At 65.7% G+C, this 18555-nt stretch carries 17 protein-coding genes; 9 read left to right on the forward strand and 8 right to left on the reverse strand.

What is annotated here, in order from left to right; genetic code table 11:
* Window positions 1–24 precede the first annotated feature (24 nt).
* From hydA to ACOHX0_RS04165, 7 genes are all read left to right on the forward strand, one after another.
* Window positions 25–1479, forward strand: coding sequence for a dihydropyrimidinase (gene hydA, locus ACOHX0_RS04135; protein WP_420675403.1), 1455 nt, complete (start codon window positions 25–27; stop codon window positions 1477–1479).
* Window positions 1480–1537: 58 nt separating this feature from the next.
* On the forward strand, window positions 1538–2377 hold the full coding sequence (locus ACOHX0_RS04140) for an ABC transporter ATP-binding protein (protein WP_420675404.1): 840 nt from the start codon (window positions 1538–1540) through the stop codon (window positions 2375–2377).
* The gene (locus tag ACOHX0_RS04145; protein WP_420675406.1) at window positions 2370–2828 is read left to right on the forward strand and encodes a GNAT family N-acetyltransferase; all 459 of its coding nucleotides are present in this window, start codon (window positions 2370–2372) and stop codon (window positions 2826–2828) included. The genes ACOHX0_RS04140 and ACOHX0_RS04145 overlap by 8 nt, the downstream gene beginning before the upstream one ends.
* Entirely contained in the window at window positions 2825–3742 is a 918-nt protein-coding gene (locus tag ACOHX0_RS04150) for an ABC transporter permease (RefSeq protein ID WP_420675407.1), read from the forward strand. The genes ACOHX0_RS04145 and ACOHX0_RS04150 overlap by 4 nt, the downstream gene beginning before the upstream one ends.
* An 85-nt stretch (window positions 3743–3827) precedes the next feature.
* Window positions 3828–4673 carry an ABC transporter permease gene (locus ACOHX0_RS04155; protein WP_420675408.1) on the forward strand — a complete coding sequence of 282 codons (846 nt, stop codon included), beginning with the start codon at window positions 3828–3830 and terminating at the stop codon, window positions 4671–4673.
* A 118-nt stretch (window positions 4674–4791) separates the two neighbouring features.
* Window positions 4792–5778 (forward strand): ABC transporter substrate-binding protein, encoded by a 987-nt coding sequence (locus ACOHX0_RS04160; protein ID WP_420675409.1) that lies wholly within the window; start codon window positions 4792–4794, stop codon window positions 5776–5778.
* Between the two features lie 151 nt (window positions 5779–5929).
* Entirely contained in the window at window positions 5930–6877 is a 948-nt protein-coding gene (locus ACOHX0_RS04165; protein ID WP_420675410.1) for an ATP-binding protein, read from the forward strand.
* Here the strand turns inward: ACOHX0_RS04165 and ACOHX0_RS04170 are convergent.
* The 8 genes from ACOHX0_RS04170 to acs form a co-directional block, all read right to left on the reverse strand.
* A complete protein-coding gene (locus ACOHX0_RS04170) occupies window positions 6837–7337 on the reverse strand; it encodes a flavin reductase family protein (RefSeq protein ID WP_420675411.1) in 501 nt (166 codons plus the stop codon). The genes ACOHX0_RS04165 and ACOHX0_RS04170 overlap by 41 nt on opposite strands.
* Window positions 7338–7412: 75 nt before the next feature.
* A complete protein-coding gene (locus ACOHX0_RS04175) occupies window positions 7413–8825 on the reverse strand; it encodes a 3'-5' exonuclease (protein WP_420675412.1) in 1413 nt (470 codons plus the stop codon).
* Window positions 8822–9346, reverse strand: a complete 525-nt coding sequence (locus tag ACOHX0_RS04180) for a hypothetical protein (RefSeq protein ID WP_420675413.1) — start codon at window positions 9344–9346, stop codon at window positions 8822–8824. Before ACOHX0_RS04180 ends, ACOHX0_RS04175 begins: the two co-directional genes overlap by 4 nt.
* 106 nt (window positions 9347–9452) lie before the next feature.
* Window positions 9453–11288 (reverse strand): putative nucleotidyltransferase substrate binding domain-containing protein, encoded by a 1836-nt coding sequence (locus tag ACOHX0_RS04185; protein ID WP_420675414.1) that lies wholly within the window; start codon window positions 11286–11288, stop codon window positions 9453–9455.
* 102 nt (window positions 11289–11390) lie between these two features.
* The gene (locus tag ACOHX0_RS04190) at window positions 11391–13172 is read right to left on the reverse strand and encodes a sodium:solute symporter family protein (RefSeq protein ID WP_420675415.1); all 1782 of its coding nucleotides are present in this window, start codon (window positions 13170–13172) and stop codon (window positions 11391–11393) included.
* A 1-nt stretch (window position 13173) separates the two neighbouring features.
* Entirely contained in the window at window positions 13174–13458 is a 285-nt protein-coding gene (locus tag ACOHX0_RS04195) for a DUF4212 domain-containing protein (RefSeq protein ID WP_420675417.1), read from the reverse strand.
* A 203-nt stretch (window positions 13459–13661) separates the two neighbouring features.
* The gene (locus ACOHX0_RS04200; protein WP_420675510.1) at window positions 13662–14345 is read right to left on the reverse strand and encodes an adenylate kinase; all 684 of its coding nucleotides are present in this window, start codon (window positions 14343–14345) and stop codon (window positions 13662–13664) included.
* Between the two features lie 8 nt (window positions 14346–14353).
* The gene (acs, locus tag ACOHX0_RS04205) at window positions 14354–16315 is read right to left on the reverse strand and encodes an acetate--CoA ligase (RefSeq protein WP_420675418.1); all 1962 of its coding nucleotides are present in this window, start codon (window positions 16313–16315) and stop codon (window positions 14354–14356) included.
* A 502-nt stretch (window positions 16316–16817) separates the two neighbouring features.
* Here acs and ACOHX0_RS04210 point away from each other — a divergent pair.
* Together ACOHX0_RS04210 and ACOHX0_RS04215 are read left to right on the forward strand one after the other, a co-directional pair.
* A complete protein-coding gene (locus ACOHX0_RS04210) occupies window positions 16818–17834 on the forward strand; it encodes a C4-dicarboxylate TRAP transporter substrate-binding protein (RefSeq protein ID WP_420675420.1) in 1017 nt (338 codons plus the stop codon).
* Window positions 17835–17916: 82 nt separating this feature from the next.
* A complete protein-coding gene (locus ACOHX0_RS04215) occupies window positions 17917–18555 on the forward strand; it encodes a TRAP transporter small permease subunit (protein WP_420675421.1) in 639 nt (212 codons plus the stop codon).

The following is an 18555-nucleotide window of genomic DNA, read 5'->3' on the forward strand; positions in this document are numbered from 1 at the left end:
GCCCCAGATCAGGGAGTTGTAACCATGAGTAAAGTGATCAAGAACGGCACAATCGTGACCGCCGATCTGACCTACAAGGCGGATGTGCTGATCGAAAACGGGGTGATTACCCAAATCGGTCCGAACCTGAAAGGTGATGAGGAACTGGATGCCACCGGCTGTTTTGTGATGCCGGGCGGGATCGATCCGCATACCCATCTGGAGATGCCCTTCATGGGCACCTATTCCTCGGATGATTTTGAGAGCGGCACCCGTGCAGGCCTCGCGGGCGGCACCACGATGGTGGTGGACTTTGCGCTGCCCAACCCGGGCGAGAGCCTGCTGGACGCGCTGAAGCGCTGGGACAACAAGTCGGCGCGCGCCAATTGCGACTACTCCTTCCATATGGCGGTGACCTGGTGGGGCGAGCAGGTCTTTAACGACATCAAGACCGTGATCCAGGAGCGCGGCATCAACACCTTCAAGCATTTCATGGCTTACAAGGGCGCGCTGATGGTGAATGATGACGAGCTTTATGCCTCGTTCAAACGCCTGTCGGAACTGGGCGGCATCGCGCTGGTGCATGCCGAAAACGGCGATGTGGTGGCGGAACTGCAGGCCAAGCTTTTGGCGGAGGGCAACACCGGCCCCGAGGCGCATGCCTATTCCCGCCCGCCGCAGGTGGAGGGCGAGGCCACCAACCGCGCGATCATGATTGCCGACATGGCGGGTGTGCCGCTCTACGTGGTGCATACCTCCTGCGAAGAAAGCCACGAGGCGATCCGGCGCGCGCGGATGCAGGGCAAGCGGGTCTGGGGCGAGCCGCTGATCCAGCATCTGACGCTGGATGAGAGCGAGTATTTCAACAAGGACTGGGACCATGCCGCGCGTCGGGTGATGTCGCCGCCGTTCCGCAACAAGCAGCATCAGGACAGTCTTTGGGCCGGCCTGCAGTCGGGCTCGCTGTCCGTTGTGGCGACCGATCACTGCGCCTTCACCACCGAACAGAAACGGACCGGGGTGGGGGATTTCACCAAGATCCCGAACGGGACCGGCGGCTTGGAAGACCGGATGCCGATGCTGTGGACCCATGGTGTGGAAACCGGACGGCTGACGCCAAACGAGTTTGTGGCGGTGACCTCGACCAATATCGCCAAGATCCTGAACTGCTACCCGAAGAAGGGCGCGGTGCTGGTGGGCGCCGATGCCGACCTTGTGGTTTGGGACCCGGAGAAGACCAAGACGATCTCGGCTGCAAGCCAGCAGTCCTCGATCGATTACAACGTGTTTGAGGGCCATGCGGTGAAGGGTCTGCCGCGCTTTACTCTGACCCGCGGCCAGGTGGCGGTGCATGATGGCGAGATCCGCACCGAGGAGGGCCACGGCAAATTCGTCGCCCGCGAGGCGAACACTTCGGTCAACAAGGCGCTGAGCACCTGGAAGGAGCTGACCGCGCCCCGTCCGGTGGAGCGGTCGGGGATTCCGGCCACAGGCGTGTAAATCAGGAGCGGGCTGCCGGAAACGGCGGCCCGTTTTCCTGTCTGAGCAAGGCAAAGATATGAATATGGAAACGACACCCCAGGCTGCCCTGACCGGCGCCGCCGCAGCAGCGGCAACCGCCGCTGAGCCCGTAATCGAAGCCCGCGGGCTGGATCTGACCTTTCAGACCAACGACGGGCCGGTGCATGCGCTGAAAGACGTGAACCTGGAGATCGGCAAGGGGGATTTTGTCTCCTTCATCGGGCCTTCGGGCTGCGGCAAGACCACGTTCCTGCGCTGTATTGCGGCGCTGGAGACGCCGACTGGCGGGTCACTCAGCGTCAACGGCATGACGCCGGAGGAGGCCCGCAAGAGCCGCGCCTATGGCTATGTGTTCCAGGCGGCGGGACTGTACCCGTGGCGCAGCATCGCGCGCAACATCAAGCTGCCCCTGGAGATCATGGGCTATTCCCGCGCCGAGCAGGAGAAGCGCGTGGCCGAGGTGCTTGAACTGGTGGAGCTGTCGGGCTTTGGCGGCAAGTTTCCCTGGCAGCTGTCAGGCGGCATGCAGCAGCGGGCAAGCATTGCGCGGGCGCTGGCGTTTGATGCCGACATCCTGCTGATGGACGAGCCTTTCGGGGCACTGGACGAAATCGTGCGCGACCACCTGAACGAGCAGCTCCTGAAGCTCTGGGCTCGGACGAACAAGACCATCGGCTTTGTCACCCATTCCATCCCCGAGGCAGTGTATCTCTCGACCAGGATCGTGGTGATGAGCCCGCGGCCGGGGCGGATTACCGATGTCATCGAAAGCCCGCTGCCGAAGGAGCGGCCGCTGGATATCCGCGACAGCAAGGAGTTCATCGAGATTGCGCATAGGGTGCGCGAGGGGCTGCGCGCGGGGCATGGCAATGATTGAAGTGCGCAGGGCAGCCCTGGAGGACGCGCCCGGAATGTCCGCAATAATCAACCGCTGGATCGACCGCACGGACTGGATGCCGCGGGACCTGCCAGCCGGGGATTTTGAGGCACTGTTTGTCAAGGGGCTGGAAGTCCGGGAGATGTGGGCCGCCGGCGATCCGGTTCAGGGCTATTTGTCGCTGGATCCCGCAAACGGTCACATCTGGGGGTTTTATTGTGCGGAGCCTGGACGGGGAATTGGCAAGCTCCTTCTGGACCGCGCGAAGGAAGGCCGCAGCTTCCTGTCCCTGAATACGCATGTCCCGAACACGGGCGCGCAGCGGTTTTACCGCCGCGAAGGATTCCGGCCGGTGCAGGTGCCGGCAGGCGAGACGCAAAGCGCCGCGCCGGGGCGCGGAAATGCGGCGGGTTCGGCGATACCTGAGATGCGGATGGAGTGGCGCCGATGAAGAGCTTTCTTGCTGTGCTGACCGTCACTGCCGCCATCCTTGCGCTGTGGTATGCGGCCTGTGTGCCGATGAACATCAAGGGCGTGCTCGACGCCGCCGAACGCGCCGGGGTGGAGGTGGTGCCGCCCGCCGCCAAGGACCGGCGGGATATGAGCGAACTCGTCCTGATAGCGCGGAACAGCTTTGCCATCGGGGACACCTGGGTGCAGGACCGCCCGCGTTTGCCCGCGCCGCATCAGGTGGCGGCGGAACTGTGGCAGACCACGGTGGAGAAGAAGGTCACCTCCAAGCGCAGCCTGATCTATCACGCGCAGGTGACGTTGTCGGCGACGCTTCTGGGCTTTGCCATCGGCACCGGGCTCGGCATCCTGCTAGCCGTCGGGATCGTGCATTCCCGGGTGATGGACATGTCGGTTATGCCCTGGGCCATCGTCAGCCAGACCATCCCGATCATTGCGCTGGCGCCGATGATCATCGTGGTGCTGTATTCCATCGGGGTGCAGGGGATCGTTCCGAAGGCGGTGATCTCGGCCTATCTGAGTTTCTTCCCGGTTGTTGTCGGAATGGTGAAGGGGCTGAGGGCGCCGGATGCGATGCAGCTGGATCTGTTGAAGACCTACAATGCAAATACGAACCAGGGGTTCTGGAAGCTGCGGCTGCCGTCCTCGATGCCTTACCTCTTTGCGTCGCTGAAGATCGGCATCGCAGCCTCGCTGGTGGGGGCCATTGTTGGAGAGCTGCCGACCGGGGCGGTTGCCGGGCTTGGCGCGCGGCTGCTGGCGGGGAGTTATTACGGGCAGACCGTGCAGATCTGGTCGGCGCTGTTTGCCGCGGCCATTCTGGCGGGGCTTTTGGTGGGGCTCCTTGGGCTCACCGAGCGGCTGGTTCTGAAACGCATGGGGGTGCAGGCATGATTGAGGTTCTGCAGGAGGGCGCTGCCCTCGCCGCTTTGCGGCTCACCCGGGGTATTTGGGTCAGAAAGGGACAGGAGGGCGCGGCATGATCGAGGTCATTCTGGCGGTCTGCGCCTGGTGCGGCGGCTGGTGGCTGAACAGCCGGCTGGCCAACGGGGCGGCTTCGGACACCCGGTTGGTGCGGCTGGCGGTGCCCTTGATCTTTGGCGCCACCCTGCTTGTGGTCTGGGAGCTTTTGGTGCGGGGTCTGGAAGTGCCGCTGGTGATCCTGCCGGCGCCGTCGGAGATTGCCGCGCGTTTTGCCGGGAGCCTGCCGGTGCTGTGGCAGGACTTTGTGCAGACTATCCTCAAGGGCGCGCTGGGCGGTTACGTGATTGGCTGCGGTGCCGCCTTGCTGACCGCGGTGCTGGTCGACCGCAGCGAGTTTCTGCGCCGCGGGCTGCTGCCGGTGGGCAATTTCGTCGCCGCGCTGCCGATTGTCGGCACCGCGCCGATCCTGGTGATGTGGTTCGGCTTCGACTGGCAGTCCAAGGCGGCCGTGGTGGTGGTGATGGTATTCTTCCCGATGCTGGTGAACACGGTGGCGGGGCTGAGCGAGACTTCCGCCATGCAGCGCGACCTGATGCGGACCTATGCCGCGAGCTACTGGCAGGGGTTCTTCAAGCTGCGCCTGCCGGCCGCGCTGCCGTTCATCTTCAACGGCCTGAAGATCTCGGCGACGCTGGCCTTGGTGGGGGCGATCGTAGCGGAGTTCTTCGGCTCGCCCACTGTTGGCATGGGATTCCGGATCTCCACCAGCGTCGGCCAGCTGGCACTGGACATGGTTTGGGCCGAGATCGTGGTGGCGGCGCTGGCGGGGTCGGCCTTTTACGGGCTGATCGTGCTGGCGGAGAAGGCGCTGACCTTCTGGCACCCCTCGCAGCGCGGCTGAGACCGGCGGGCGGCCCCGCGCCGGGCCGCCTGTTACCTGAATTTCCGGCACAAAAAATTTGAACGGGGCCACGAAGCCGGGCAAGCTCCATCGTATAACACACAGGGAGAACAAGGACATGAAACAGTTTCTGGCAGCCGCCGCGCTGGCGCTTGGCGCAAGCTCCGCGGCGCAGGCGGCGGATGAGGTCACGCTGCAGCTCAAATGGGTGACCCAAGCGCAGTTTGCAGGATACTACGTGGCTCAGGACAAGGGCTTTTACGAGGAAGAGGGACTGGACGTCAGCATCCTGCCCGGCGGCCCCGACATCGCGCCGACCCAGGTGATCGCGGGCGGCGGCGCCGATGTGACCGTGGAGTGGATGCCGGCGGCGCTGGCAGCGCGCGAGAAGGGGCTGGAACTGGTGAACATCGCCCAGCCCTTCAAGAGCTCGGGCATGATGCTGACCTGCTGGAAGGACACCGGCATCTCCAAACCCGAGGATCTGGCCAACCGCACCCTGGGCGTCTGGTTCTTCGGCAATGAGTTCCCCTTCATGAGCTGGATGAGCCAGCTGGGCATCGACACCGGCGGCAAGGGCGAGAACGGCGTGGAAGTGCTGAAGCAGGGCTTCAACGTCGATCCGCTCTTGCAGCGCCAGGCTGATTGCATCTCCACCATGACCTACAATGAATACTGGCAGGTCATCGACGCGGGAGTCTCCCCGGACGAGCTGATCACCTTCAAATACGAGGATCAGGGCGTCGCGACGCTGGAAGACGGGCTCTATGTGCTGGAGGAGAACCTCGAGGACCCCGCATTCGCGGACAAAATGGAGCGTTTCGTGCGCGCCTCGATGAAGGGCTGGAAATACGCCGAGGAAAACCCGGAGGAAGCGGCGGAAATCGTGCTCGACAATGACGCGTCGGGTGCGCAGACCGAGGAGCACCAGAAGCGGATGATGAGCGAGATCGCCAAGCTGACCGCGGGCAGCAACGGCGCGCTGGATCCGGCTGACTACCAGCGCACGGTGGAAACGCTGATGAGCGGCGGCTCGGCGCCGGTGATCACCAAGGAGCCCGAGGGTGCCTGGACCCACAAGGTGACCGACGCTGCGCTGAACTGACCCGAACCTTCGTTTGCAGGCCGCAGGGCCGCCGCCGGGGCGATCCGGCGGCGGCCGTTTTGCCACCCGGAGCCTGCAAGCGCAGGCTGGCCCTGCCGGTTTTATGGAAAATTGCCCGCAGGGCGCGCCCTTGAGGTGCTACCTTTCATGCATGGGCGAGCATGGGATTCATATCTCCGGCCACCGGCCGTGCCTGGGCGATCCGCCGTTGCGGCTCTGCTTTTGCCATCAGCGTGAAGGCGCGCGGGCGGCGGGCTGCACCGCCGGGGAGGCCTGCCAGCTGCAGGAGGCCCCCAATGCAATTACCAGCTTGCCCTTGCTGCCGCTGTGCGCTGCTGCCGGGGTGCGCAAGCAGGCTAGCGGCCGGGCGCAGGTGCTGATCTTGCATGATGACGCCGCCGGGGCTGCCCTCGCCGCGCAGGTGCTGCGTCCGCAGCACTGCGATACCGCGAATGTGGCGGCCTGCCGCCTCGCCGGGGTCGGGCACCCTGATCTGCTGCACGCGCTGGCTTGCGGCTTTGACATGATCCTGCTGCAGCGGGCTGCGGAGGCTTCGCAAGCACTTCAGCAGCGGCGTGAAACCGAACTGGCGGAAGATCTTGGCGGGATGGGGCGGATTGCGCTGTTTTCGGACAAGGCAGAGCTGTCGGCGCTGCTGACGCTGGATATCAGCCCCCGGGTGAGCGCCGCGCCCGAGCTGCTGGTGGCGGGCAGCCGCCGCGACACCGCGCGGGCAAGCGCGGCGGCGCTGCTGCCGGTCAGCAAGACGCATGTGCCCCTGGCGGACCCGGCGCCTTATGGCGCGGTCTCCCTTACCGGCCCCGGATGCGATCTTTGCGCGCGCTGCAGCTGGATGTGCCCGGCCGAGGCGCTCTGGATCGAGGAAGACAGCGGCGCGCTGAACTTTGACGAATCCCTCTGCTTCCAATGCGGCATCTGCGCCGGGGTTTGCCCGCAGCAGGTCTTGCGGCTGCAGCCGGGCATGGATCTGTCGGTGAATGCGGTGCTGCCGCGCCGCCTGCGCGCGCCCGGGACCAAGCCCGAGCCGGGCGCGGCGCTCAAGGCTGTTCCAGAAAGCCGCCGTACTGGCCGCGCTTGAAGATCAGCCCCTTGCCCGGGCGGGTGCGGACCTCTTCCACTTCGCCAACAATGATGGTGTGGTCGCCGCCCGGGTGGCAGGCATGGTGGCGGCAGTCGAACCGCGCCAGCACCCCGTCGAGCGCAGGGGTGCCGGCGCTGTTGGGCTGCCATGGAACTCCGTCGAAATCCGCGCCCCTGGCGGCAAAATGCCGGGCCAGCTCCAGCTGGTCCTCACCCATCACGTGGATGGCGAAATGCCGGGCCGCGGCAAAGGCGTCATGGCGATGCGAGCCGCGTGCCGGGCACCACAGGAGGAGCGGCGGGTCGAGCGAGACCGAAGTGAAGCTGTTCACGGTGATTGCCAGCGGGCCGCCGGCGGTCATCGTTGTAATCACCGTCACGCCGGTGCCGAAGCAGCCAAGCGCATCGCGGTAGGCCCGCGCCGTGTCCGGCCCGGGGATGAAGCGGGTTTCGGGCATTTCTCGCCTCTCCTGTGGTCCGCGGGGCTGGTCCTTGTTTTGCCTGACCTGCCACGCTCGGCGGCGATTGTCCACCTAGTTGAGGTCCTTGAGCAGGCGGCCGTGCCTGCGCGTTTCGGCTATCACTGCGCCCAGGGTGGTAAGCCCGCGCGCTTCCAGCATCGGCAGCATCTTGCAGAAAACCTCGGCGGTGGCGCGGGCATCGCCCATCGCGGTGTGGCGCCCGGCGGGCGGGATGGTGACCTCCAGCCGGGCCGAGAGCGCATCGAGCGTATGCTCCTGCGAGGCACCGAAAAGGACCGCACTCAGCAGCACCGTGTCCAGAACCGGCTGCTCCCAGGTGACGCCTGCGCGTTTGGCGTGGCGGTGCAGGAAGGCCATGTCGAAGGGCGCGTTATGGGCAACGATCACCGCGTCGGAGGCAAAACGGTGAAGGGCGCGGGCGGCCCCGGCAATGTCCGGCGCGCCTGCGACCATCGCATTATTGATACCGTGCACCCGGGTCGAGGACGGCGGGATCGGGCACTTGGGGTCGACCAGCGTCTCGAACCGCTCGCTTTCGATGATCCTCCCGCGCACCACCCTGAGCGCGCCGATCTGCACGATCTCGTCCTTGTGCGGCAAGAGCCCGGTGGTCTCGCTGTCGAAGACCACGCAGGCCAGCGACGAGAGCGGCCGCTCCTCCAGTCCGCTCGGCGGCGTGTCGAGCAGGGCGAAGTCGTAGACCAGCGGACGGTCCTCGCCCGGCGCGGAGGGTGCGGCGCGGCTGGCCTCGAAGATCAGGATGTAGCCCGGCGCGCCGCCTAGGGGTTTCAGCCGCAGGTCGAAGCTCTGTGCGCCGCTGGCGCTTTTGATGGTTGCCGCGGTCTCCATGCCGCTGCGCACCAGCCGGCCATAGGCCGCCTCCAGCCCGCTGCGGTCCAGGTAGTCGGAAAGCGGTGCATTGAGCCGCGGCGGGGCTTCCTCGGCCAATACGGCCGCTGCCTGGCCGTCATAAAGCACGATCTGATGCGCCGGGCTGGCCATAACCGTGGCAATTGGAATGTCGGTGAGCAGCGCCGCGAGCCGGGTCTTCTCCGCTTCCAGGTGTTCGGTCTCGCGGGCGATGGCTTCAGCCGTCTGCAGCGCCGCGGCGCCCAGCTGCCCGGCCAGGCCTTCGGCGGCGGCGGCAAGGTCGCCAAGGTAGCGCGCGCCATGCGTGTCCATGTCCCCGCGCACGCCGGCATGGGCGCTGGCCCGCATCCCCGCCGCCAACCGCTCGATCGGCTTGGCGACGTTTTCGTCGAACAGCAGCCAGACCGCGGCTGTGAGGCCGAGGATGCAAAAGCTGCTGAGCAGCCCGGCAAAGATAAAGGCATCAGACAGCGCCGGCTGCCCGGCCCGGCCATAGCCCAGCCAGAGCGCGCCGCAGACCACCGCGATGCCGCCCAAGGCCAGAAGGCAGAAAAACAGGAAGATACGGAACCTGAGGTTCAGCCGTGCCATCATGACCGGCCTTCGCAGGCGGTGGTCAGGATCGCGTCGCCCGGCTCCGCCGCCACCCAATCGAGCCCCTCGGGCAGGGCGTCCGTGCCGATTGTCGCGCCGTCCTCCACCAGCGTCCGGCGCCAGCCGCCGCAATCCAGCAGCGCCGAGACTTTGCTGACCGGCGCCCAGCGGCCGAAGAAGAAGATCTCCGCGAGGTAGACATCCGGATGGCCGGGATGGCTCATCAGCCCCGCGGTGTCGAGGGCGGCAAAGCGGTCCACGTAGGGCAGCGCATAGGTCCAGGGCCGGTAGAAACTCTGGTGCTGCACGGTTTCTGCAACCGTCAGGCCCTCGGGCAGGGAAGCCTTGGTGCGCCCGTACCAGCCGTACTCCAGCGCGATTGTGACACCGATCATCGCCACCGCCGCCGCCACCGGCGCCAGCCATCGCGGCAGCCGTCCGCCCAGTGTGCGGCCCGCCAGCATCACCAGCCCGGCCGCTGCCACGCCTGCAAAAATCACCGCGATCAGTTCCAGAAACATTTGCTCTCCCCATCCTGGCCGGTGGCGCCGCGCGCCATCCCGCCTTTGTCATCTTGCCCCAAATACTCCCGCCGGAGGCACCCGCGGCCTGCCGCGCGCGGAGCTGTCAGCTGAGGACAGACTTACCGTGCCCGGCCGCCGATTGCATCGTCTTTACGACCACGAAGGCGTTGCGCAGGTGGCTGCGCTCGAAATCCGACAGATCGGCGGGAGCCAGGTAGTTGTCCGGCGCCGTGCCGCTGCGGATCCGGGCGGCCTGGTGTTCCAGCCGGGTTTGGGCGATCAGGTCGTAGGCGTCGGTGAGGTCGCGGGCCCCGGATGCGCTCAGCACCCCCGCGGCGGCGGCGGCGGTGAGACGGGCGCGGGTGCCAACTTCCCTCAAACGGCCCTGCAGCGCATAGAGCCGGGCCAAGTCCGCCACCGGCACCACGCCGTTGTGCTTCAGATCCAGCGTGTTGCGGTGCTCGCCCGAGCGGATGGTGGCAAAGCCGCGGAACAGGCCCAGCGGCGGCGTGTGCTTGAGCGAATTGGCGGTCATATGGGCGGTGAAGATGGAATTGGCGCTGGCGGCCTCCAGCACCTCGGCTTGCAGGCCGGTAAACAGGGACGTCTCGCCGCCGATCGGGCGCAGGTCGAACATCACCGAAGCCAGCATTTGTGCTTCCGGCCCGGGACTTTCGATCCAGCCCTTGAAATAACCGCGCCAGGTGGCGAGCGGCTGGCGCCAGCGCGGGTTCACCGCCATCATCCCGCCCGGGCAATAGACATATCCGCAGGTGTTCAGCCCGCCGCAGACAAAGCCGGCGAGCGCCTCGAAATATTCGGCGTGTTCAGGCGCGCAGGCATCCGAGAGGATCAGGCAATTGTCCTGATCGCTCACGCCGGTTTGCTCCTGCCGGCCCTGGCTGCCGCAGGCAAGCCAGAGATAGGGCACTGGCGGCGGACCGAATTCTTGTTCGGCCAGCGCCAGCAGGCGGCGGGTGGCACAGTCGGCAATGTCGGTGATCAGACGGGTGGTGATCTCATGCCGCGTGCCGCCCGCCACCAGTTGCACCAGAAGGCGAGGGATCTCGGCGGTGGCGCGGGCAATGTCTTTGGCCGAGGACGCGCGGGCGACTGCGGCAAGCAGCCGGGCCTGGCTCACCGCCTGAAAGCGGGTGAGGTCGGTCTGGGTGACGATGCCGATGAGGCGCCCGGCTTCCACGATGGGCACATGGCCGAAGCCGTGCTCGCTCATCAGCCGCAGGATATCGGCCCCTAGCGCCGCGGGCGGCAATACTTGCGGCGCGCGCGTCATCACCTGGGCGACGGCGGTCGCATGGGGGCGGCCTTGGGCGAGCAGCTTGCCGGTGAGGTCGCGGGTGGTGAGGATGCCGCTCAGCGCGCCGCCTTCAGTCACGCAGAGGCAGGAGATGCCGCGGTCCTGCATCAACCGTGCGGCCTCTTGGCAGGTCATTTCCGGCGGGCAAGTGACCGCAGGGCTGGCCATCATGTCGGCCGCGCGGGTGGCGGCCATCGCGCCGGGGCCGCGGGGAGCGGCGGCTGGCGCCGGGCGGCTGCGGTTGAAGAACCGGGCGACCATGGGTTCCGCGGCCTTGAGCGCGTCGAAATCCGCGCGGGGCAGCATCAGCAGTTGGCTGGCGCAGGTGGCGCGGGCCGAGGTGGCGGCGCGGCCATCGCGGGCCAGGCCGCGCTCGCCAAAGGAGTTGCGGGGGCCCAGCAGTGAGACTGGTATGCCGTTTTCATCCGTGACCTCTACCTCGCCCGCGTGGACCAGGTAGAGCCCGTCAAGCCGCTCTCCGAACTGGTAGATGCTGGCGCCGGGTTCGACCTCAATCTGGCGGAAGGCGGGAGCGAGGGCCTGAAGCCGGGCGGGAGAGAGGCTGTCGTAGGGGTGAACAGAGGCGAGGAAGCGGTTGAGATCGCTGTGGGAAAGCGGCATGGAGGCACCTCTGCGGAAAGGAAAAAAAGGTCCCGCCAAGTGTGAACCGGACGGGACCCCGAGGAAAGAGGCGGGCCGTCAGACAGCCCGCCCAGGGGAGGTTCAGTGGTCCTGTGCAGTACCTGCACCGCGCGGGATGCGGACGCTTTCGACCAGCTCTTCGATCTCGGCCGGGATCGCCTCGGTCGATTTCGACACCGCGAAGGCCACCGCGAAGTTCACCATGGCGCCGACGGCTCCGAAGGAGGTCGACTTGATGGTGCCCAGAAGCGGGTCGGCATCGGTGAAGGAGTTGGTGTCCGGGATGAACAGCCAGCCCTTGTGCAGGAAGATGTAGACCAGGGTCACGATCAGGCCTGCCAGCATGCCGGCCACGGCGCCCTTGTTGTTCACCTTGGTGAAGATGCCCATCATCAGCGCCGGGAAGATCGAGGCCGCAGCCAGGCCAAAGGCCAGCGCCACGGTCTGCGCGGCAAAGCCCGGGGGGTTGAGGCCAAGATAGGTGGCCACCGCAATGGCCACTGCCATGGCGATACGGGCCGACAGCAGCTCGCCCTTTTCCGAGATCGCGGGGTTGATGGACCCCTTGATCAGGTCGTGGCTGACCGCCGAGGAGATCGCGAGCAGCAGACCCGCCGCGGTCGACAGCGCCGCCGCCAGGCCGCCCGCCGCCACCAGACCGATTACCCAGCCCGGCAGGTTGGCAATCTCAGGATTGGCCAGAACCAGGATGTCGCGGTTGAAGTTGGTCAGCTCGTTGCCAGCCCAGCCGTTTTCAGCAGCTTTCGCCTGCATGTCCGCCGATTGGTCGTTGTAATACTGGATGCGGCCGTCGCCGTTCTTGTCCTCCCAGCCCAGAAGGCCGGTTTTCTGCCAGGTGGCCATCCAGTCATAGCGGGCGTCATTTTCGATCATTTCGACCGAGACCGCCTCGCCATTGGTGCCGTTGGGCCACATCATGTCGGTGATGTTGAGGCGGGCCATGGCGCCGACCGCCGGGGCGGTGAGGTACAGAAGCGCGATGAAGACCAGCGCCCAGCCTGCGGACCAGCGTGCATCCGACACTTTAGGAACGGTGAAGAAGCGCATGATAACATGCGGCAAACCCGCGGTGCCGATCATCAGGGACAGGGTGAAGAGCACCATGTTGAGCGTGTCGGCGTGATGGGCTGTATACTCAGCAAACCCGAGTTCGGATACGATGGCGTCGAGTTTAGACAGCAGAGGCTCGCCGGACGCGGTGTGCTCGCCGAACAGGCCCAGCGCCGGGATCGGGTTGCCGGTCAGCTGCAGCGAGATGAAGATGGCCGGGATTGTGTAGGCCATGATCAGCACGCAGTACTGCGCCACCTGGGTGTAGGTCACGCCCTTCATGCCGCCGAAGACCGCATAGGCAAAGACCACACAGGCGCCGATCAGGAGACCCGCAGTGTTGGAAACCTCCAGGAAGCGGCCGAAGGCAACGCCGACGCCGGTCATCTGGCCGATCACATAGGTGGTTGAGGCCACGATCAGGCAGATCACCGCCACGATGCGCGCGGTCGGGGAGTAGAAGCGGTCGCCGATGAACTCGGACACGGTGAACTTGCCGAACTTGCGCAGGTAAGGCGCGAGCAGGAGGGCAAGCAGCACGTAGCCGCCGGTCCAGCCCATCAGGAAGGAGGAGTTGTCATAGCCGGTGAAGGCGATGAGCCCCGCCATCGAGATGAAGGAGGCCGCCGACATCCAGTCGGCCGCGGTGGCCATGCCGTTGGTGACGGGGTGGACGCCCCGGCCCGCGGCATAGAATTCAGATGTGGAGCCCGCCCGGGCCCAGATCGCGATGCCGATGTAGATCGCAAAAGATGCGCCCACAAACAGCAGGTTGATGGTAAACTGGTCCATCTTATTCTTCCTCCACGCCGTATTCGCGGTCCAGCTTGTTCATCCGGAACGCGTAGAAAAAGATCAGCCCCAGGAACACCAGGATCGATCCCTGCTGGGCAAACCAGAAGCCCAGGTCGCTGCCGCCGACCTTGATGCCGGACAGCAGCGGGCGCAGCAGGATGCCGAACCCGAACGAGACCAGGGCCCAGATCACCAGACTGACCAGAATGATGCGCACATTGGCCTGCCAGTAGCCCTTTCCGGCTTCGGCGGCCTGTGCCGTATTTGTGGTTTGTTCCGCCATGGCGGCTCCTCCTTCTTCCTCCTGTGCTGCCGGGACCGGGGCGGCCCTCGGGCAGACTCTCTCCGTTTGCCCGGCGCCGTATCAGAACGCGCAGGCAGTGCTCCTCTGGTCCGCGCCTGCGCAGGGCAGGGCGGCGCCTTCGGGAATTCACTTGTGTGGGGGACGGGGTCCTGCCTGCTCAGCGGCAGGCCCCGTTCTTGTGGTTAGACGGCAGCCTGTTTGACGATGGCCGCCATGTCCCGGGCGATATCGGCGATGCCGCCCATGGCATTGGTTTTCTGCAAGACGCCGCGGCCCGCGTAGTAGCTGATCAGCGGCGCGGTCTGGGCGTGGTAGGCCTCCAGCCGGCTGGCCACGGTTTCGGCGTTGTCATCGGCGCGGCGGGTCATCCTGGTGCCGCTGCACTTGTCGCATGTGCCAGCTGCCTTCGGCTGCTTGAAGCTGTCGTGGTAGCCCTCGCCGCAGCCGCCGCAGGTGTAGCGGCCGGAGATCCGGGACACCATCGCGGCGTCGTCCACCTCCAGGCTGATCGCGGCGTTGATGCGCTGGCCGCTTTCGGCCAGGAGCTTGTCCAGCGCGGCCGCCTGCACGGTGGTGCGCGGGAAGCCGTCGAGGATCACGCCGCGGGAGCAGTCGGGCGCAGCAAGCCGGTCGCGCAGGATGGCGATGACGATGCCGTCGCTGACCAGCTCGCCCGCTTCCATCACCGCTTTGGCCTGTCTGCCCGCAGGCGTGCCCGCGGCCACCGCCTCGCGCAGCAGATCGCCGGTGGAGAGCTGGACCAGGCCAAAGCGCTCTTCCAGCATCCGTGCCTGCGTGCCCTTGCCCGCACCGGGCGGACCCAGCAGGATCAGCACGGCGGGGGTGGTTTCAACAATTGCGTCCATCATCTGCCTTACCCCTTGTTCGCGCGGTTTGCGATCAGATCGTCGACCACGGACGGATCGGCCAGGGTCGAGGTGTCGCCGAGGGCGCCGAAGTCGTTCTCCGCGATTTTGCGCAGGATACGGCGCATGATCTTGCCGGAGCGGGTCTTGGGGAGGCCCGGCGCCCATTGGATCACGTCCGGGCTGGCGATCGGGCCGATCTCGCTGCGCACCCAGGTCCGCAACTCCTTCAGCAGATCGTCCGAGGGTTCGCGGCCGTGCATCAGGGTCACGTAGCAATAGATGCCCTGGCCCTTGATCTCATGCGGGTAGCCGACCACCGCGGCCTCGGCCACGGCGTCATGCGCAACCAGCGCGCTTTCGACTTCGGCGGTGCCCATGCGGTGGCCGGAGACGTTGATCACGTCATCGACGCGGCCAGTGATCCAGTAATCGCCGTCCTCGTCGCGGCGGCAGCCGTCGCCGGTGAAGTAATAGCCCTTGTAGTCGGCGAAGTAGGTCTTCTCGAAGCGGTCGTGATCGCCCCAGACACTGCGCATCTGGCCCGGCCAGCTGTCCTTGATGCACAAGACGCCCTCGACGCCATTGCCCTCGATCTCGGCGCCCGACTGCGGGTCCAGCACCACCGGCTGGATGCCGAAAAAGGGTTTCATCGCGGCGCCGGGTTTCAGCGCATGGGCGCCCGGCAGCGGGGTCAGCAGGTGGCCGCCGGTCTCGGTCTGCCACCAGGTGTCCACGATCGGGACCGTGCCCTTGCCGATCACGTTGTGATACCACTCCCAGGCTTCCGGATTGATCGGCTCGCCCACCGTGCCCAGCAGTTTCAGGCTGGAGAGGTCGCAGCCCTCGACAAAGCTGTCGCCCAGTCCCATCAGCGCGCGGATCGCGGTGGGGGCGGTGTAGAACTGGTTGACCTTGTGTTTCTCGCAGACCTGCCAGAAGCGGCTGGCGTCGGGGTAGGTCGGCACGCCCTCGAACATCAGCGTGGTGGCGCCATTGGCGAGCGGGCCATAGACGATATAGCTGTGGCCGGTGACCCAGCCCACATCTGCGGTGCACCAGTAGATGTCGCCGTCGTGGTAATCGAAGGTGATCTCATGCGTCATCGCCGCATAGGCGAGGTAGCCGCCGGAGGTATGCACCACGCCCTTGGGCTGGCCGGTGGAGCCGGAGGTGTAGAGGATAAACAGCGGGTCTTCGGCGTTCATCTCCTCGGCCGGGCAGGCGGCATCGGCATCTGCGGCCAGCGCGGTGTAGTCGTGGTCGCGCCCTTCGGTCCAGGCGGTCTCTCCGCCGGTGCGTTTCACCACCAGGCAGGCAACCTCGCCCTCGCAGTTGGCAAGGGCCGCATCGGCGTTGCCTTTCAGCGGCGTCTTGCGGCCGCCGCGGGGGGCTTCATCGGCGGTGATCAGCACCTTGGCGCCGCAGCCGTTGATGCGCGCGGCGAGCGCGTCCGGGCTGAAGCCGGCGAAGACGATGGAGTGGATGGCGCCGATCCGGGCGCAGGCCAGCATAGCATAGGCGGCCTCGGGGATCATCGGCAGGTAGATCACCACCCGGTCGCCCTTGGAAACGCCCAGGCCTTTCAGCACATTGGCCATGCGGCAGGTGTTCTCGTGCAGCGTCTTGTAGGTGATATGCTGCGCAGCGTCCTGCGGGTCATCCGGCTCCCAGATGATCGCGGTCTGATCGCCGCGGGTTTCCAGGTGGCGGTCGATGCAGTTGGCGGCCACGTTCAGCGTGCCGTCGGCAAACCAGTTGATCGAAACATTGCCGAGGCTGAAGTCCACATCCTTCACTTGGGTGAAGGGCTTGATCCAGTCCAGCCGGTGGCCCTGTTCGCGCCAGAACCCTTCCGGATCCTGGATCGAGGCGGCATACATCTCGTCGTAACGTGCGGCATTGACATGCGCGCGGGCAACGGTCTCCTCAGACGGCGGATAGACGGCGTCTGCGTGCAGCGCGTTCATACTGGCTTCCTCCCTAAAATCTTCCAGGCATGACACGACAACCATAAGACGTGCCTGTCAAACCGTTTCCTTCCTCCACAGTCATAATACCGCAGACTGAAAATTTGTGAATAAGCAGCAGTAATTTAACGATTTGCTTGTGAATGAATTTCCGGTGTTTACCGCGTTTTGTAAATTTTGGCTGCTGCGGCCGGGTCGCGGCGCTGCGTTTCAAGCACTTGGGTGTAAATGCGCGGTCCTGCCCCGTATGCGGCAAAGGCGGCGCGGGCCGCCGTGCACGAGGAGGGGCGCGCCAATTGCCGCCCGGCAGGCTGCGGCATATTGTGCCGGCAGGCCGCGTGGGGACTGGAACGCGGCGGGCCGCGAGTCGCCGCTTCCCAAGCGGCACCCGCGGGGCTGGCAGGGGTTGGCAGGGCGGCGGCTTGCCGCTAGCTTGACGTCAAGCGTCTGCAGCCCGGGGCTGTCTGCCGGGAAAAAGGACGCAATAAGGGAGAGTTACATCATGAAGATATTTCTGACTGCCGCCGTCGCGGCAACCATTGGCGGCGCCATTGCAGGCGAAGCGGCGGCCACCGAGTGGAACGTGTCCCTATGGGGCAAACGCCGTGCATTCACCGAGCATGTGGAGAAGCTGGCCGAGCTGGTGAGCGAGAAGACCGGCGGCGAATTCACCCTGAACATCAGCTATGGCGGCCTTTCCAAGAACAAGGAAAACCTCGACGGCATATCCATCGGCGCGTTTGAGATGGCGCAGTTCTGCGCCGGCTATCACCGCGACAAGAACCCCTCCATCACCGTGCTGGAGCTGCCGTTCCTGGGTGTGCAGACACTGGAGGAAGAGGTCGCGGTGAGCCATGCGGTCTATGCCCACCCGGCAGTCCAGGAGGATCTGGCGCGCTGGAATGCCAAGCTGCTGATGACCTCGCCCATGCCGCAGTACAACATCGTCGGCACCGGCGAGCCGCGCGACGAGCTGGGCGAGTTTAAGGACATGCGGGTGCGCGCGACAGGCGGCATCGGCCAGGCATTCTCTGCCGTGGGTGCGGTGCCGACCTCGGTGACCGCAACTGAGGCCTACAACGCGATGGAATCGGGCGTGGTCGATACCGTGGCCTTTGCACCGCACGCGCATCTGAGCTTTGGCACTATCAACAAGGCCGAGTGGTGGACCGAGAACCTGAACCCCGGCACCGTGAACTGCCCGGTGGTGGTCAACACCGATGCTTATGAGATGCTGAGCGACGAGGAGCGCGCGGCGCTGGACAGCTCGGTCGAAGAAGCGATTGACCATTACTTGGCGAACTACGGCGCGCTTCTGGAGAAGTGGGACAGCGTGCTGGCGGAGAAGGGCGTCCAGAAAGTGACCATCCCGGAGGACCAGCTGGCCGAGTTCCGAAAGGTGGCCGCTGACCCGATCCGCGAGCAGTGGATTTCGGACATGAGCGCGCAAGATTTGCCGGCACAGGAGCTCTATGACCTGGTGCAGGACACGCTGGAACAGACCCGCGCGAGCAACTGATCGCGTTTGAAACCCGGAGGGCCGCGCCGCCTGGCGCCGACCCTCCGTTCTTTTTCTATCACACAACAAGGGGGCGCAGGCCATGGCAGGCAGCGCGGCGGTCCTGGAGGACGGCAGCCTGATCAGCAGGCTGGACCGGAAGCTATTGAAACTGGAGAGACTGCTGGCGCTCCTCAGCGGGCTGGCGGTGTTTTCGCTGATGATCCTCGCGGTGGTCTCGGTCGGCGGGCGCAACGCGATGAACGCGCCGCTGCCGGGTTATGTCGACTGGATCGAGCAGATCATGCCGCTGATCGCTTTCATGGGCATCGCCTATGTGCAGCGCGACGGCGGCCATATCCGCATGGACATCTTCATCGGCGCCCTCAGGGGCCGGGCGCTGTGGCTGTTCGAGATGGTCTCGGTGCTGCTGATCCTGGTGCTGGTGGCGGCGCTGGTCTACGGCAGCTGGGCGCATTTCGCACGCTCCTTCGACTTTGCCGCGCCGCTGTGGAGCCGCGACAGCTCGATCGACATCGGCCTGCCGATCTGGCCCGCCAAGCTTCTGGTGCCGGTGGCCTTTGCGGTGCTGGGGCTGCGGCTTGTGCTTCAGGTCTGGGGCTATGGCCGCGCGCTGGTCTTGGGGCTGGAGACGCCGCCCGCGGTGCCGCTGGTGCAGAGCGCCGCTGAACAGGCCGCGGCCGAGGCAGACGTGCTGGAAGGCCATGAGGGGCAGGAGTAG

It is taken from the genome of Cribrihabitans pelagius (genome assembly GCF_048820915.1).
Lineage (GTDB): Bacteria > Pseudomonadota > Alphaproteobacteria > Rhodobacterales > Rhodobacteraceae > Cribrihabitans_A > Cribrihabitans_A pelagius.